Annotated in this window: 14 protein-coding genes; 7 read left to right on the top strand and 7 right to left on the bottom strand. The window is 76.4% G+C overall.

From position 1 onward, the window contains the following. Window positions 1–70 precede the first annotated feature (70 nt). From V9U69_RS04780 to fdhA, 4 genes are all read left to right on the top strand, one after another. Complete coding sequence (locus tag V9U69_RS04780) at window positions 71–1,051, top strand: carbohydrate ABC transporter permease (RefSeq protein WP_337060161.1); 981 nt, start codon at window positions 71–73, stop codon at window positions 1,049–1,051. Continuing rightward, a complete protein-coding gene (locus tag V9U69_RS04775) occupies window positions 1,048–1,944 on the top strand; it encodes a carbohydrate ABC transporter permease (protein WP_337060160.1) in 897 nt (298 codons plus the stop codon). The genes V9U69_RS04780 and V9U69_RS04775 overlap by 4 nt, the downstream gene beginning before the upstream one ends. Before the next feature lie 79 nt (window positions 1,945–2,023). Further along, on the top strand, window positions 2,024–3,523 hold the full coding sequence (locus tag V9U69_RS04770) for a GH1 family beta-glucosidase (protein WP_442907593.1): 1,500 nt from the start codon (window positions 2,024–2,026) through the stop codon (window positions 3,521–3,523). Window positions 3,524–3,616: 93 nt separating this feature from the next. After that, window positions 3,617–4,843 (top strand): formaldehyde dehydrogenase, glutathione-independent, encoded by a 1,227-nt coding sequence (gene fdhA / locus V9U69_RS04765; protein WP_337060158.1) that lies wholly within the window; start codon window positions 3,617–3,619, stop codon window positions 4,841–4,843. 42 nt (window positions 4,844–4,885) lie between these two features. Here the strand turns inward: fdhA and V9U69_RS04760 are convergent, their stop codons facing one another. Genes V9U69_RS04760 through V9U69_RS04745 form a run of 4 tightly spaced genes read right to left on the bottom strand, consistent with a single transcriptional unit; the run spans window position 4,886 to window position 8,050 of the window. Beyond that, the gene (locus V9U69_RS04760; RefSeq protein WP_337060157.1) at window positions 4,886–5,092 is read right to left on the bottom strand and encodes an acyl-CoA carboxylase epsilon subunit; all 207 of its coding nucleotides are present in this window, start codon (window positions 5,090–5,092) and stop codon (window positions 4,886–4,888) included. After that, complete coding sequence (locus tag V9U69_RS04755) at window positions 5,089–6,501, bottom strand: carboxyl transferase domain-containing protein (protein ID WP_337060156.1); 1,413 nt, start codon at window positions 6,499–6,501, stop codon at window positions 5,089–5,091. The genes V9U69_RS04760 and V9U69_RS04755 overlap by 4 nt, the downstream gene beginning before the upstream one ends. Further along, entirely contained in the window at window positions 6,498–7,394 is an 897-nt protein-coding gene (locus V9U69_RS04750; protein WP_337060155.1) for a biotin-dependent carboxyltransferase family protein, read from the bottom strand. Before V9U69_RS04750 ends, V9U69_RS04755 begins: the two co-directional genes overlap by 4 nt. Beyond that, window positions 7,391–8,050 carry a 5-oxoprolinase subunit B family protein gene (locus V9U69_RS04745; protein ID WP_337060154.1) on the bottom strand — a complete coding sequence of 220 codons (660 nt, stop codon included), beginning with the start codon at window positions 8,048–8,050 and terminating at the stop codon, window positions 7,391–7,393. The genes V9U69_RS04750 and V9U69_RS04745 overlap by 4 nt, the downstream gene beginning before the upstream one ends. Before the next feature lie 429 nt (window positions 8,051–8,479). Between V9U69_RS04745 and V9U69_RS04740 the strand changes: the two genes are divergently transcribed. Genes V9U69_RS04740 through V9U69_RS04730 form a run of 3 tightly spaced genes read left to right on the top strand, consistent with a single transcriptional unit; the run spans window position 8,480 to window position 11,037 of the window. Then, window positions 8,480–9,349: a polysaccharide deacetylase family protein gene (locus V9U69_RS04740; RefSeq protein ID WP_337060153.1), complete on the top strand. Its 870-nt coding sequence runs from the start codon at window positions 8,480–8,482 to the stop codon at window positions 9,347–9,349. Then, window positions 9,346–10,275 carry a glycosyltransferase family 2 protein gene (locus tag V9U69_RS04735; RefSeq protein ID WP_337060152.1) on the top strand — a complete coding sequence of 310 codons (930 nt, stop codon included), beginning with the start codon at window positions 9,346–9,348 and terminating at the stop codon, window positions 10,273–10,275. Before V9U69_RS04740 ends, V9U69_RS04735 begins: the two co-directional genes overlap by 4 nt. Window positions 10,276–10,287: 12 nt before the next feature. Next, window positions 10,288–11,037 (top strand): LamB/YcsF family protein, encoded by a 750-nt coding sequence (locus V9U69_RS04730; protein WP_337060151.1) that lies wholly within the window; start codon window positions 10,288–10,290, stop codon window positions 11,035–11,037. A 31-nt stretch (window positions 11,038–11,068) separates the two neighbouring features. Here V9U69_RS04730 and V9U69_RS04725 read toward each other — a convergent pair whose 3' ends face one another. The 3 genes from V9U69_RS04725 to V9U69_RS04715 all read right to left on the bottom strand — a co-directional run bounded on the left by V9U69_RS04725 (window position 11,069) and on the right by V9U69_RS04715 (window position 15,631). Beyond that, complete coding sequence (locus V9U69_RS04725; protein WP_337060150.1) at window positions 11,069–11,872, bottom strand: ABC transporter permease; 804 nt, start codon at window positions 11,870–11,872, stop codon at window positions 11,069–11,071. Beyond that, window positions 11,869–13,866, bottom strand: coding sequence for an ABC transporter substrate-binding protein (locus tag V9U69_RS04720; protein WP_337060149.1), 1,998 nt, complete (start codon window positions 13,864–13,866; stop codon window positions 11,869–11,871). The genes V9U69_RS04725 and V9U69_RS04720 overlap by 4 nt, the downstream gene beginning before the upstream one ends. Window positions 13,867–13,975: 109 nt before the next feature. Beyond that, on the bottom strand, window positions 13,976–15,631 hold the full coding sequence (locus V9U69_RS04715; protein WP_337060148.1) for an ABC1 kinase family protein: 1,656 nt from the start codon (window positions 15,629–15,631) through the stop codon (window positions 13,976–13,978). Between the last annotated feature and the right edge of the window lie 25 nt (window positions 15,632–15,656).

Here is a 15,656-nt window from a genome sequence, read left to right as displayed (position 1 = left end):
GGGGCGGCCGCCGCGCGGCGCCCCCCCCGCCCCAGCCAGCCGACCCGACCCCACCCCGCGAGGAGACGCCGTGAGCGCACCCAGCGCGACCGCCCCACCGGCGCCGGCCGGACCCGGACCGAAGAGCCCGGCGCAGCGCGTCCCGCTGCGCTCCCGGCTGTTCCGCTTCGAGGCCGCCGCCGCGCCGTACGCCTACATCGCCCCGTTCTTCCTGCTGTTCTTCGCCTTCGGCCTGTTCCCGCTCGTCTACACGATGTGGATCAGCTTCCACTCCTACGAGCTGGGCGGTGAGCCGGAGTTCACCGGCTGGGCGAACTACACCTGGCTCTTCACGAACGACGCCTTCTACAACGCGCTGTGGAACACGTTCACCCTCGGTGTGCTGTCCACCGTCCCGCAGCTGCTGCTGGCCCTGGGCCTGGCGCACCTGCTGAACTACCGCATGCGCGCCCGGAACTTCTTCCGGGTGTCGATGATGATGCCGTACGCCACCTCGGTGGCGGCCTCCACGCTGGTGTTCGCCCAGATCTTCGGCCGGGACGCCGGGCTGGCGAACTGGATGCTCTCCCTCGTGGGTGTGGACGCCCTGGACTGGCGCAACGGCGACCTCAGCGCCCAGATCGCCATCTCCATCATCGTCATCTGGCGCTGGACGGGCTACAACGCCCTCATCTACCTGGCCGGCATGCAGTCCATCCCCCAGGACCTGTACGAGGCCGCTGCCCTGGACGGCGCCAACCGCTGGCAGCAGTTCGTGCACGTGACCCTGCCCGGGCTGCGGCCGACGATCCTGTTCACCGTCGTCGTCTCCACCATCGGCGCCACCCAGCTGTTCGGTGAGCCGCTGCTGTTCGGCGGCGTCGACGGCGGGGCGCTGAACCAGTACCAGACGCTGGGCCTGTACATGTACCAGCAGGGCTGGGCGTACGGGGCGCTCGGGCGGGCCGCCACCATCGCGTGGGTGACGTTCCTGCTCATCATCGTCCTGGTCCTGCTCAACACCGCGCTGGCCCGCTGGCGCGACCGCGACCGCGAAGGAGCCCGGCGATGACCGTGACGACCGGTGTCCGCGAGGCCGCGCTGGCGGCCCCCACCCCGTCCTCCACACGCCGCAGGCGCTACCGCGCACCCGACGCCGCGGGCTGGCTGACCTACGTGCTGCTGGGTGTCACGGCGTTCGTCTTCCTCGTGCCCTTCTACTACATGATCGTCGCGGCGAGCCGGCCGATGGCGGAGATGACGCAGTCGCCGCCGCCGTTCCTGCCGGGGCCGTACCTGTGGCAGAACATCAGCACGGCCCTGGAGCAGCAGGCCATCGGCCTGGCCATCGTCAACTCGCTGATCGTCTCCGGCGTCACGACCGTCGGCACCCTGCTGTTCTGCACCCTGGCGGGTTTCGCCTTCGCCAAGCTGCGCTTCCGGGGCAAGAACGCGCTGTTCGCCGTGACCATCGGCACGCTGATGATCCCCCCGACGCTGGGCGTCGTGCCGCTGTACAAGATCATGTCGGACTGGAACCTGGCGGGCCGGCTGGAGTCGGTCATCCTGCCCTCGCTCGTCACGGCCTTCGGCGTGTTCTTCATGCGGCAGTACCTCGTGCAGACGCTGCCCGACGAGCTGCTGGAGGCCGCCAAGATGGATGGCGCCTCCGCCACGCGCACCGTCGTGGCGATCGTGCTGCCGATCGCCCGCCCCGGCATGGCGGTGCTGGGGATGCTCACGTTCATGACTGCCTGGAACGACTTCTTCTGGCCCGTCATCGCGCTGAACTCCTCGATGCCCACCGTGCAGGTCGCGCTGAACAACCTCGGCAGCGGTTACGTGCCCGACACCTCGATCATCATGGCCGGCACCCTCGTGGGCACCCTGCCCGTCATCGTGGTGTTCGTGCTGCTCGGCAAGCAGATCGTCAGCGGCATCATGGCCGGCGCCGTCAAGGGCTGACGCCCACCCCAACACCACCCACCCCGCACCCCACGGAGAGGAGGCGGTGCCGCGCGCCCCGGCGGCGGCCCCGACCCGCATGACCACCACCGAGGAACGCCCCACCGCACCCACCGGCACCGCCGCCGTCCCCGGCCAGGCCCCGGCCACCGAGCAGGGCGCCGAGCGCGCCTTCCCCCCAGGTTTCACCTGGGGCACGGCCACCGCCTCGTACCAGATCGAGGGCGCCGCAGCCGAGGACGGCCGCACGCCCTCCATCTGGGACACCTTCAGCCACACCCCCGGCAAGGTGGCCGGTGGCGACAACGGCGACGTCGCCGACGACCACTACCACCGCTTCCGCGAGGACATCGCCACCATGGAGCGGCTGGGCCTGGCGTCCTACCGGTTCTCCGTCGCGTGGCCGCGCATCACCCCGCAGGTCACCGCCGACGCCCTCGGGCCCGTCAACGAGGCCGGCCTGGCGTTCTACTCCACGCTCGTCGACGAACTGCTCGCCGCAGGCATCGAACCGGCCGTCACCCTCTACCACTGGGACCTGCCGCAGGCCCTGGAGGACGCCGGCGGCTGGACGTCGCGGGCCACCGCCGAGCGGTTCGCCGAGTACGCCGAGGTCGTCGCCGGCGCCCTGGGTGACCGGGTGCGCACGTTCATCACCCTCAACGAGCCGTGGTGCTCGGCGTACCTGGGGTACGCCTCCGGCGTGCACGCGCCCGGGCGCACCGAGCCGGCGGCCGCGCTGGCCGCGGTGCACCACCTCAACCTGGCCCACGGCCTCGGCGCCGCCGCGGTGCGCCGCGCCGCGCCGGGCGCCCGGGTGGCCCTGACCCTGAACCTCGCCTGGGTCCGCACCGACGGCACCACCGACGCCGACCACGACGCGGTGCGCCGCGTCGACGGCCTGCAGAACAGGGTGTTCCTCGACCCGGTGCTCAGCGGCAGCTACCCGGCCGACGTGCTGGCCGACACCGCGGACGTCACCGACTGGGCCTTCGTGCGCGACGGTGACCTGGAGCTGATCCACCAGCCGCTGGACGTCCTCGGCGTGAACTACTACAGCCCCACCGTGGTGCGGGCCTGGGACGGCACCGGCCCGCGCGCCGAGGCCGACGGCCACGGGGCCAGCGCGCACAGCCCCTGGGTCGGCTCGCACCACCTCATCGAGTTCCCCGAGCTGCCCGGTCACAAGACCGACATGGGCTGGAGCGTGGACGCTCGCGGCATGACGGAACTGCTGCTGCGCGTCCACCGCGAGCACCCCGGCCTGGAGCTGATGGTCACCGAGAACGGCGCGGCGTACCCGGACGTGGTCGTCGCCGGCCGGGTCCACGACCTGGAGCGCACCCGCTACCTGCGCGACCACCTGGCCGCCGTGCTGGACGCGGTGGAGGCCGGCGCCCCCGTCACCGGGTACTACCTGTGGTCCTTCCTGGACAACTTCGAGTGGGGGTACGGCTTCTCGAAGCGCTTCGGCATCGTCCACGTCGACTACACCACCCAGGAGCGCACGCTGAAGGACAGCGCCCTGTGGTACTCCTCGGTCGTGGCGCGCAACGCGGTGCCCACCACGGCCGGCTGACGCCCAGCCCTTGCGGTCGGCGCCCGGGAGCGGTGGGATGTGCTCCCGGGCGCCGACACCGAGGCCGGCGCCGCCGTGAGGAGGGCAGTCCCCGTGACGAGCAGCACCGGCAACCGCGCCATCGCGTACCTCGAACCCGGCAAGGTCGAGGTCCAGGACATCGACTACCCCGTGTTCGAACTGCGCGACGGCCCCGGCGTCAACCCGGCCAACGTCGGCCGGCGCGTCGACCACGGTGTCATCCTCAAGCTCGTCGCGACGAACATCTGCGGCTCCGACCAGCACATGGTGCGCGGGCGCACCACCGCCCCTCCGGACCTCGTCCTCGGTCACGAGATCACCGGCGAGGTGGTGGAGAAGGGCCGGGACGTGGAGTTCCTCGAGGTCGGTGACCTCGTCTCCGTCCCCTTCAACATCGCGTGCGGCCGCTGCCGCAACTGCAAGGAGCGCAAGACCGGCATCTGCCTGAACGTCAACCCCGACCGGCCCGGCTCCGCCTACGGCTACGTCGACATGGGCGGCTGGGTCGGTGGGCAGGCCGAGTACGTGCTCGTGCCCTACGCGGACTTCAACTGCCTGAGGTTCCCCGACAAGGACCGGGCGATGGAGAAGATCCTCGACCTGGCGATGCTGTCGGACATCTTCCCCACGGGTTTCCACGGCTGCGTCACCGCCGGTGTCGGCGTCGGCTCCACCGTGTACGTCGCCGGAGCCGGGCCGGTGGGCCTGGCCGCCGCCGTCGGCGCGCAGCTGCTGGGCGCAGCGGTCGTCATCGTCGGCGACCTCAACCCCGAGCGGCTGGCGCGCGCGCGGGAGAACGGCTGCGAGACCGTCGACGTCTCGAAGGGCGACCCGAGGGACCAGATCGAGCAGATCCTCGGGGTGCCCGAGGTGGACTGCGGCGTGGACGCCGTCGGGTTCGAGGCCCGCGGGCACGGTGAGGGGGCGGCGAAGGAGGCGCCCGCCACGGTCCTGAACTCCCTCATGCAGATCACCGCCGCCGGCGGTGCGCTGGGCATCCCGGGCCTGTACGTGACCGGCGACCCCGGCGGCGTCGACGAGGCGGCGAAGAAGGGATCGCTGTCGCTGGACCTGGGCACCGGGTGGGCGAAGTCGCTGTCGTTCACCACCGGCCAGTGCCCGGTGATGCGGTACAACCGCCAGCTGATGATGGCGATCCTGCACGACAAGGTGCAGATCGCGAAGGCCGTGGGCGCCACCCCGATCTCCCTCGACGAGGCGCCCGAGGCGTACCGGAAGTTCGACGCCGGTGCACCGCAGAAGTTCGTCATCGACCCGCACGGGATGATCCCGCGCTGACCCCGGACCGCCGCCCCGCCCGTCCGGGGCGGGGCGGCGGCCTCAGCCGGGCGGCGTGCCCGGTGGCAGCGGCCGGCGCAGCAGGGACGCCGGCTCGCCCCAGCGGTCCTCCCACGTCGCGGCCGGTCCGTCGCCGGCGCACTCCTCCCCGGGCCGCCGCGCGGCCGCGGCGAGGACGGCGACCACCACGGCCGCCAGCTCCTCCGCGGTGGGGTTCCCCCGCACCACCCAGTCGCCGGCGCCGCTCACAGCGGCAGGTTCCCGTGCCGGCGGGCCGGCGGGGTCACCGCCTTGCGCTCCAGCGCCTCCAGCCACCGCGCCAGGTGGGCGCGGGTGCGGCCCGGCTCCACCACCGCGTCCACGTCCCCGGCGCGCACGGCCGCCCCGGGGGACGCGAGCGCCTCCCGCCGCGCCACCCGCTGCGCCCACTCGCCGGTGCCCGGCCGGGCACCACCACCGGCCACCTCCTGCGCCACCTCGCCCGCCACCTCCGCCACCGCGTCGCGCGCACCCAGCCGCGCCCGCGGCCACGCCAGCACCACGTCCGCGCCGACGTGCCGCGAGCCCAGCGCGAGCAGCGCCGCCCCGTGGGCGCGGCCGGTGACGACGGTGAGCAGCGGCACCGACGCCTCGGCGTACGCGTACACCAGCTGCGCGGCGGCCGCGGTGGGGGAGCCCGGGTCGTCCTCGCCGGCGGGCACGAACCCGGCGGTGTCCACCAGCGTGAGCACCGGCACCCCGAACGCGTCGCAGAACCGCACGAACCGGGCGGCCTTCGCCGCGGCCGCGGCGTCCAGCGACCCGCCGGCCACGGCCGGGTCGGTGGCGACCACGCCCAGGCTGCGCCCGTCGAGCCGGGTGAACCCCGTGAGCACCCCGCCGGCGTGCCGCGCGTGCAGCTCCAGCGGCGCGTCCTCGTCGTCGGCCAGGTGCGCCAGCACCTCGCGCACGTCGTACGGCGCGGCCGGGTCCACCGGCAGCAGGGCCTCCAGCTCGTCGTCGGGCTCCTCGCCGGCGACGGGCTCGACGGGCAGGCGCGGCGGCGTGGCCAGGTTGCTGCTGGGCAGGTGGCCGAGCAGCTCGCGCACGAACGCCCCCGCCTCGGCGCCGCCGGCGGCGACGTGCGCCGCGCGGCCCGTCGCGCTCGCGTGCAGCTGCGCACCGCCCAGCCCGGCCGCGTCCCGCTCCCGGCCGGTCACGACGGCCGCGGCGGCCGGGTCCGCCAGCGCCGAGCGCGCCCCGGCGGTGGCGACGACCACGTCGGCCAGCGGCAGCAGCAGGGCCCGCTCGGCGTCGGCCGCGCCGGTGACGACCGCCACCTGCGGCACCACCCCGGACAGCGCGACCGCCCCGCGCACCAGCTCCCCGAAGCCCCGGGCCGTCCCCGCCCCGGTGGCGTCGTGCACCGTCACCACGGGCCGGCCGGTGCGGGCGGCCAGCGCCCGCGCGCGCAGCTCCGCGTCCACGGCCGCGGGCTCGGGGACGGCCCCCGGCGCCTGCGCGATCGCGCACACCCCGCGCCCGGCCACGGTGCCGCACCCGGTGAGCACGCCGGGCGGCCCGCCGGCCGCGGGGTCGCTGAGCGGGGCGAAGGAGCCGGGGTCGAACAGCGCGGCGAGGACCGCGACGGCCTCGCCGCCGGGCGGGCCGCCGTTCACGCCCGCACCGCCGGGTGGAAGCGCAGCGACTGACCGGGACGCACCTGCGCGGCCAGGTCGGCGTCCGCGTCGCGCACCACGCCCACCACCGGGTACCCGCCGGTGACCGGGTGGTCCGGGCCGAACAGCACCGGCTCACCGCTGGGCGGCACCTGCAGGGCGCCGAGCACGACCCCCTCGGGCGCCAGCTCCGCCGTCGTCGAGCGCTCCAGCGGCGGCTGCCCGGCGGGCCGGGCCAGGCGCGCGCCGACCCGGTCGCACTGCGCGGTCACCGTCCAGGTCCCGGCGAACAGCGCACCGGGGTCGGTGAACCGGTCCGCGCGCGGTCCGAGCCGCACCCGCAGGTCCACCGTGCCGGCCGCGGGGGCGGCCACCGGGGCGGTGCGCAGCCGGGGCAGCTGCTCCGGTTCCGGTCCCACCGGCAGCACGTCGCCCGCGGCGAGGGGGTCGGGGCCGAGACCGGCGAGGGTGTCGCGGCTGCGCGAGCCCAGCACCGGCGGCACCGCCACGCCCCCGCGCACCGCCACGTACGCGCGCAGGCCCGCGGTGGCCGTCCCCAGCCGCAGCGCGCTCCCGGCGGGCAGCACCAGCGCGCTGGACCACCCCGCCGGCGCCCCGTCCACGCTCACCGGCGTCGCGGCACCGGTGACCGCCAGCACGAGGTCGGTGCGCGCGCGCACCACGAGGCCGCCCAGCAGCACCTCCAGGGCGGCGTGGCCCGCGGGGTTGCCGACGAGGCGGTTGGCCAGGCCGAGGGAGCGCCGGTCGGCGACGCCGGCCGCACCGACGCCCCAGCGGAACGCGCCGGGACGGCCGAGGTCCTGCACCGTGGTCAGCGGCCCCGGCGCCACCACCTCCAGCGTCCCGGCCCCCTGCGCCGCCGCGCCGCTCACCCGGCCACCTGCGCGAACCGCACCCGGGTGCCGGGGCGCAGCAGCGCCGGCGGGTCCGCCGCCGGGTCCCACAGCGTCAGCGCGGTCGTGCCGATCAGCCGCCAGCCGCCGGGGGAGCGGCGCGGGTAGACGGCGCTCCACCCGTCCGCGAGCGCGACCGCCCCGGCGGGCACGGCCGTGCGCGGCTGCGCGCGGCGCGGGACGGCCAGGCGCGCACCGGGGCCGCGCAGGTACCCGAACCCGGGGGCGAAGCCGACGAACGCGCACGTCCACGTCGCGCCGGTGTGCCGGGCGACGACCTCGGCGGGGCCCACGCCCAGCAGTCCGGCCACCTCCTCGAGGTCCTCGCCGTCGTAGCGCACCGGGACCGTCACCACGTCCCCGTCCCCGTCCCCGTCCCCGTCGTCGGTGGTACCGGCGCCGTCACCCGTCGGCAGCGCCTCCCACCGCCGCAGCACCTGCCGGGCCACCTCGTCGCGGTCCGCGCCGGGCCGCAGGGTCACCAGGGCGGTGCGGGCCGCCGGCAGGACGTCCTCGACCCCGGCGGGCGCGTCCTGCTCCAGCTCGCGCGCGAAGGCCGTCAGGGCCGCGGGGTCGGCGGGCTCCAGCAGCCAGGCGCGGTCCCCGGCGGGCAGCAGCCGCGCGGCGCCGCTCACGCCGGTGCGGTCGGCGCGGCACGGACCGGGCCCACGGCGACGGTGCGGGCGGCACGGGCGAGCGCGCAGGCGCCGGTGCTCCGGAGGAGCCGGCGCACCGCCGGTCCGTACGACCTGCCGATGGTTCTGACCACTGACCGACCTCGGTTCCGGGCGCGTGCCGGGACGCGCGACGACGGGCGGACGACCGATGGTAAGCGGGCAGCGCGACGGAACGCAGGAGGTTCATCACCGAACGTCGCGACAGCGCCCCGGAGGAGTGGAATCCCCCTCGGACGGGGGCATCCGGGCGCCGATCCACCGTTCGCCGGGGCACCCGACTGCCCTAGCATCGTCCCGCCGCAGTCGGGGGGCTGGGCGCACCGGTCGCGTTCTCCGGTGCCGGGGGGAGCGCCGGGCCGTGGAGCCCGCGCAGTGAAGGGCTCGCACATGGTCAGCACCACAGCACCCGCGCCGACGGCGGGTGGTCCGTTCCACAGGTTCCCCGACACGGGGCCCGACGTCCTGGTCCGCCGCCGCGCGGCCGACTTCGACCGCCCGGCGCCCGGCAGGTTCACCCAGCCGGCGTGGGCCCGCCCGGTGAACCGCGCGCTGCGGGGCGCCTCGACGGTCCTGTGCGCCGACACCGACGAGCGGGTCGTCGCCCTCACCTACGACGACGGTCCCGACCCGGAGCAGACGCCGGCGCTGCTGGACGTGCTCGCCGAGCGCTCGGTCCGCGCCACGTTCTTCGTGCTGGTCGAGCGCGCCGAGGCCCACCCCGGCATCGTGCGCCGCGCGCTCGACGAGGGGCACGAGGTGGAGCTGCACGGCATCGACCACACCCGCCTGAGCGCGCTGGGCACCCGCGAGGCGGTCGCCCGCGTCCGCGAGGGCAAGGACCGCCTCGAACAGGTCACCGGCCGGCCCGTGCGGTTCTTCCGTCCCCCCTACGGGGCGCAGACGCTGCCGCAGGTCCTGGGTTTCCGCTCCCTCGGCCTGGAGGTCGTCCTGTGGTCCGGCTGGGCGCAGGACTGGGTCCACGACGAGGTGCCGGCCGTGGCCGGCCGCATCGTGCGCCCCTTCAGCCCCGGCGCGGTGATCCTCCTGCACGACACCCGCGGCGACCCGGACGTCGGCGACCCCGCCGAGCTGCCGCGGTTCTCCCGCGCCGAGGCGCTCTCGCACGCGCTGGACCTGCTGCCCGCGGACGTCGCCGCAGCACCCTGGAGCTACGCGACGCTCGGGCAGCTGCTCGCCGGCCGCCCCGCCGTGCGCGCGGTGTGGGCCGAGAAGCCCTCCCGGCGGTGGTCCCGGTGAGCGCGGAGACCGACGCCGTGCCCGTGCGGATCTCCGTCGTCATCGCCACGTACCAGGCGGCGCACACCCTCGTCGAGCAGTTCGCCGCGCTCGCCCGCCAGGAGTCCCGCCTGACCTGGGAGGTGCTGGTCTGCGACAACGGCTCGACGGACGGCACCCGCGAACTGGTCGAGGCCTGGACCGGCCGCCTGCCGCGGCTGCGCTGGGTCGACGCCTCCGCGCGCCGGGGCGCCGGCGCCGCGCGCAACGCCGGCGCACGGCTGGCGCGGGGCGAGTGGCTGGTGTTCTGCGACGCGGACGACGTCGTCGCACCCGGCTGGCTGGACGCCGTGGCGCGCGCCCTGGCGGAGCACTCCTTCGTGGCGGGCCGCTTCGGCACGGACGAGCTGAACGACCCGTGGACGCTCGCCGCGCGCAGCCTGCAGCAGCAGGACGGCCTGCAGAACTCGCCGTTCCCGCCGCACCTGCCGCACGCCGGTGCGGGGAACATGGGGGTGCACCGCTCCGCGTTCCTGGCCGTCGGCGGGTTCGACCCCGGCGCGCTGCACCTGGAGGACACCGACCTCAGCTGGCGGCTGCAGCTCGCCGGCCACCCGCTGGTGTTCGTCCCCGAGGCCGTGGTGCACGTGCGGCTGCGCTCCACGTTCCGGAACCTGTACCGGCAGGGTTTCGACTACGGCGCCGCCGAGGCGTGGCTGGAGCAGCGGTACCGCGACGTCCCGCCGGACCCGGCGGACGTGCCGCCGCCCGGACCAGGTGGTGGGTCCGGGGCGGCGACGATGCTGCGCAAGCTCGCGGCCGTGCGCGACCGCGGCAGCCTGGGGCACTTCCTGTGGCAGATGGGCTGGCACGTCGGGCACCGGCGCAAGCCGCACGTGGCGCCGGCTCCGCTGCGGCCCGTGAGCCCGTCCCTGCCCACGTCCTGAGGGGGACCGTCCGTGGACCTGAACGCCGACGTCGGTGAGAGCTTCGGGCGCTGGACCCTCGGTGACGACGAGGCGCTGCTGGACGTCGTCACCAGCGCCAACGTGGCGTGCGGGTTCCACGCGGGCGATCCCACCGTGCTGCGGCGCACCTGCGAGCTGGCGGCCGCGCGCGGCGTGGCCGTCGGCGCCCAGGTGGGGTACCGGGACCTGGCGGGTTTCGGGCGCCGGTTCGTCGACGTCGCCCCCGCGGAGCTGACGGACGACGTGCTCTACCAGATCGGCGCCCTCCAGGCCCTCGCCCGCGTCGCCGGCACCCGCGTCACGTACCTCAAGCCCCACGGCGCCCTCTACAACGCGCTCGTGCACCACGAGGCGCAGGCCGCCGCCGTCGTCGAGGCCGTGCGCCGCTACGACCCCGCGCTGGCCGTGCTGGGCCTGCCGGGGTCGCGGTTCCTGGACCTGGCGGGTCGGGCGGGGCTGCGGACCGTGGCCGAGGCGTTCGCCGACCGCGCCTACACGCCCGCCGGCACCCTCGTGCCCCGCACCGAGCCCGGCGCCGTCCTGCACGACGCCGACGAGATCGCCCGCCGCTGCGCGCGCTTGGCCACCGAGGGGCGGGTGCGGGCCGTCGACGGCAGCGACGTGGAGGTGGCCGCGGCGTCGATCTGCGTGCACGGCGACACCCCCGGTGCGGTCGGCATCGCCCGGCGGGTGCGCGCGGCGCTGGAGGGGGCCGGCGCGCCGCTCGCGCCGTTCGCCTGAACCGGCTGCTCGCCGCCGCCCGCGCTGGCCGTCACCCGCGGCCGCCGGCCCCCACCGGCCCCGCCGCCGCGACCGCCCCGGCCCGCTCGACGCCCACCGGGGCCGCCGGCACGTTCAGCAGCCGGTCCAGCAGGAAGCCGACCGCGCCGATGAGCACGACGGTGGCGGCCAGGCGCGGGTAGTCGAGCTGGTCGCGCGCGTTGAGGACCGCGTACCCCAGGCCGGAGTCGACGCCCAGCATCTCCGCGGGCACCAGCACCACCCACCCGATCCCCAGGGCCAGGCGCAGCGAGCTCAGCACGTGCGGGCGCAGCGCCGGCAGCACCACCGTGCCCAGGACCTCGGCGCGGGAGGCGCCCAGGGACCGCGCCACCGCGAGCAGGGCGGGGTCCACCGTGCGCACGGCGTGGGCGGTGCCCAGGGCCACCGGCCACAGCGCCGCGACGGCGACGAGGGCCGTGACGGGGGCGTCGCCGACACCCAGGAGCACCACCGCCAGCGGCGCCCACGCCAGCGGGGAGGTCATCCGCAGCACCGCCACCACCGGCGCCGTCGCGTGCTCCAGGCGGCGCCGCGAGCCCAGCAGCAGGCCGAGCAGCACGCCCGCCGCTCCCGCCAGGGCCAGGCCCAGCAGCAGCCGGCGCAGGCTCGCCGCGACGTCCAGCGCCGTGGAGCGCCGCCCGAGCAGCTCCAGGAGCGCGGTGGCCGTCGACCACGGCCCCGTCCGGGACAGCACGGGGTCGCCGGCGGCGAGCACGTCGCACACCAGCCACCACGCGCCGACCGTGGCGGCCAGCGCCGCGGTCCGCGGCCACCACCGGCCCGCGGCGCTCACGGCGCGATCACCTCCGTGCGCTGCGCCGAGGTGCCGAAGCCCGCCAGCCCGGCGCTCCCGCCCAGGGCCCGCAGCACCGGCCCGTCGTCGACCAGGTCGGCGTGCACGGCCGCGGGGTCCAGCCCGGCCAGCCACGCCGTGTCGCCGACCACGTCCGTCGTCCCCATCGCCCGCACCAGCTCGGCGGTGTACGACGGGTGCGGGTACGGCTGGAAGCCGATCCGCTGCTGGTGCCAGTCCGGGTGCTGCACCGCCCCGCTGCGCAGGTGCTCCTCGCCCGGTTCGCCGGAGAAGGTGCGCAGCAGCGCGGGCAGGGGCTGCGGCAGGTACCCGCCCTCCGAGAGCAGCCGCGCACCGCGCGCGCCGTCGGCGCGCAGGCTGCGCTGGGCCGCGACCAGGCCGCGCACCGCGGCGTCGGCGGCCTCGGGCCGCTCGTCCAGCAGCCGCTGGTGCACCACCGTCACGCAGCAGGCGTGGTCCTTCCAGACGTCCCCGGTGAAGCGCAGCACCCGCCCGACGCCCTGCACCTCCACCGCCGCGTTGAAGGGCTCGGCCACGGTGAACCCGGCGACCTCGCCCGCGGCCAGCGCCGGCGGCATGTCCGAGGGGGCCATCAGCACCAGCTTCACGGTGCCCTCCGCCGCGGACGCCTCGCCCCGCAGCACCGGGCGCAGCCCCGCGGCCCGCAGGACCTGCTGCACGACGACGTTGTGGACCGACCACCAGAACGGCACCGCCACCGTGCGCCCGGCCAGGTCCGCGACGTCGCCGACGTCCGGGGCGACCGTCAGCGCCGAGCCGTTGACGTGGTTCCACATCAGCACCCGCACCGGCACCTGCGCGGCGTGGCGCAGCTGCACGGCCAGGGGCATGAGCATGTGGACGACGTCGACGGCGCCCGCCTGCAGGGCCTCCGCCAGGTCCGGCCAGGAGCGGAACATCACCGGCCGCGGGGCCGTCAGGCCCTGGCTGGCCAGCTCGCCGTCGGCGTGGGCGACGAGCAGGGGAGCGGCGTCGGTGATCGGCAGGTACCCGGTGCGCAGCGGCCCGCCGGGGACGGCGGTGGTGCCCGCGGCCACCGCGCGGCCGGGCGCCCTGGTCGCCAGCTCGGCGGCGAACGGCGCGGCGAGCAGCGCCGTGGCCGCACCGGCGCGCAGCAGCTGCCGGCGTCCCGTCGCGCGCGGCGCGGGGGCCGCGGCGGCGCTCGCCCCCGTGGGCGCGGCACCGGTGAGGTCCTGCGCGTCGGCGCGGAGGTGAGCGCCGCCGGGGAAGCGCTCGAGCAGCACCCGCCGGGCGCCGCCGTCGGCCAGGTCGCCCCGCTCGCGCACGCCGCTCGCCACCACCTCCAGGGGGCCGGGGCTGCCGCTGAGCAGCGCCACCCGGTCGCCGAGCAGCAGCGCCTCGTCCAGGTCGTGCGTCACCAGCACGATCGCGGTGCCCAGCCGCGAGCGCACCTCGCCCAGCCAGTCCTGCAGCTCGGCGCGGGTCACCGGGTCCAGGGCGCCGAACGGCTCGTCCAGCAGCAGCAGCGAGGGGCCGGTGACCACGGCGCGGGCGAGCGCGACGCGCTGCGCCTGGCCCCCGGACAGCTGCCCGGGCCGGCGGGCGGCGAGCTCGGTGATGCCCAGTTCCCCCAGCACCCGCGCCACCCGCTCGCCGGTGCCGGGGCGCCCGGCGGGCCAGCGCCCGCCGTTGCGGCGGTACTCCAGCCCCAGCGCCACGTTGCCGGCGACCGTGCGCCAGGGCAGCAGGTGGGCCTGCTGGGCGACGAGCGCGGTGCGGCCCGGGCCGTCGTCCGGGCGCCGGACGGTGCCGGTGTCGGGGGCGCGCAGCCCGGCGAGCACCTGCAGCAGCGTGGACTTGCCCGCGCCCGAGGGGCCGACGACCGCCAGCAGCTCACCGGGGCCGACGTCCAGGTCCACCCCGCGCAGCACCTCCCGCTCGCCGAAGCGGACGCCCACGCCGGACAGGACGGTGCTGCCGGGGGAGGTCACGGCCCGATCATGCGGGAGGGCGGGGCCCCGCGGCCACCCCGGGGCGCCGCCCCGGGGGTGCGGTGCCGGGGGTGCGGTGCCGGGGTGCGGTGCCGGGGTGCGGTGCCGGTCAGCGCCGGCGCCGCCGTCCGCGCGCCGTCCACCCCAGGTACGCCGTCAGCGAGCCGACCGCCGCGGCGCCCAGGGCGGCCACCTTCGTCTCGTGCGGCTTCAGCCGGTCCGGGTCCGTGGAGGCCAGCAGCGCCAGCGCCTCGATGCCCGCGGCCGTCACCAGCGCCACCACCAGCCGGTTGCCGATGCGCTCCACCCGCTCCACCAGCGGGTCCAGCTCGTCGGTGCGCACCGAGACCGACACCCCGTCGCGGTCCAGCACGTCCAGCAGCCGCCCGAGCTGCCCGGGCAGCTCCACGCCCAGCGCCGCCGCGTCCAGGCCCGCCTGGCGCAGCCGCCGCGCGATGGCCACCGGGTCCACGTGCCCCATCACCAGCCGGCGCGCGTAGGGGCCCAGGACGGTGCCGATCTGGAAACCGGGGTCCAGCGTGGAGCCGAGGCCCTCCGTCATCACGATCATCTTCACGACCAGCGCGAGGTTGCGCGGCAGCGCCAGGTGGTGCCGGCGCAGGATCTCCAGCACGTCGCGCACGATGTCGCCGATGCGGACCTTGCCCAGCGGCAGGCCCTCGTAGCGGCTGAGCAGGTACGCGGCGTCCGCGGTGAGCCGGCCGCGGTCCACGCGCTGCTTGGTGATGCCGATGTCGGCGAAGGCCGCCGCGATGCGCGCGGGGTCGCGCCGCTCGAAGGCCGCCAGCAGCGCCGCCAGGTGCCGGCGGGTGCGCTCGTCGACCTCCCCGACCATGCCGTAGTCGAGCAGGCCGATGCGGCCGCCGGGCTCGATGAGGAAGTTGCCCGGGTGCGGGTCGGCGTGGAAGAAGCCGTGCTCGAAGACCATGTCGGCCATCAGCCGGGTGGCCCGCGCCGCCAGCGCGCTGCGGTCGACACCCGCCTCGTCCAGGGACCGCAGGTCGCTGATCTTCGTGCCCCGCAGCCGTTCGAGGGTGATGACGCGCGAGGTGGTGGTGTCCCAGTGCACCTGGGGGACGTGGATGTCGGGGTCCCCGCGGAAGTTGCGGGCGAAGCGCTCGGCGTTCTGCGCCTCCTGCAGGTAGTCCAGCTCCGCGCGCAGGGTGTCGGCGAAGTCGGTCGTCAGGCCCACCAGGTCGTAGTCGGCGGCCGCGGACCAGCGCTGCGCCGCGCGCGCCGCCAGGGCCCGCAGGATCTCCAGGTCCGCCTCCACCTCCTCCACCACGCCCGGCCGACGCACCTTGACGACGACCTCGGTGCCGTCGGTGAGCGTGGCCGCGTGGGCCTGCCCGATGGAGGCGCTGGCCAGCGGGACCGGGTCGAAGCGGCGGAAGACCTTCTCGGGGTCGGCGCCCAGCTCCTCGCGCACCGCGGCCCGCACCACCTCCAGCGGCACCGCCGAGGCGCGGTCCTGCAGCTTCTCCAGCTCCTGCTGGAAGGCGGGGCTCAGCAGGTCCGGGCGGGTGGACAGGATCTGCCCCAGCTTCACCGCCGTGGGGCCCAGCTCCTCCAGCACCAGCCGCACGTGCACGGCGACGCTGTGCGGTTCACCGCTGGGGGCGCGGGCGGCCGCGACGCGCTCGGGGCGCACCCAGCGCTCCAGGCCGAGGGCGTGGACGAAGTAGCCGAGCCCGTGCCGGTACAGGACACGGCTGATCTGCAGGTAGCGGTCCTGGTGGCGCACGGTCCCCATCCTGACCCCTGGGGAG

Origin of the sequence: Kineococcus sp. G2 (assembly GCF_037154035.1) — a bacterium.
Taxonomy (GTDB): Bacteria; Actinomycetota; Actinomycetes; order Actinomycetales; family Kineococcaceae; genus Kineococcus.
The sequence above is the reverse complement of the archived record's forward strand: the minus strand, read 5'-3'. Positions and strand labels throughout refer to the sequence as shown.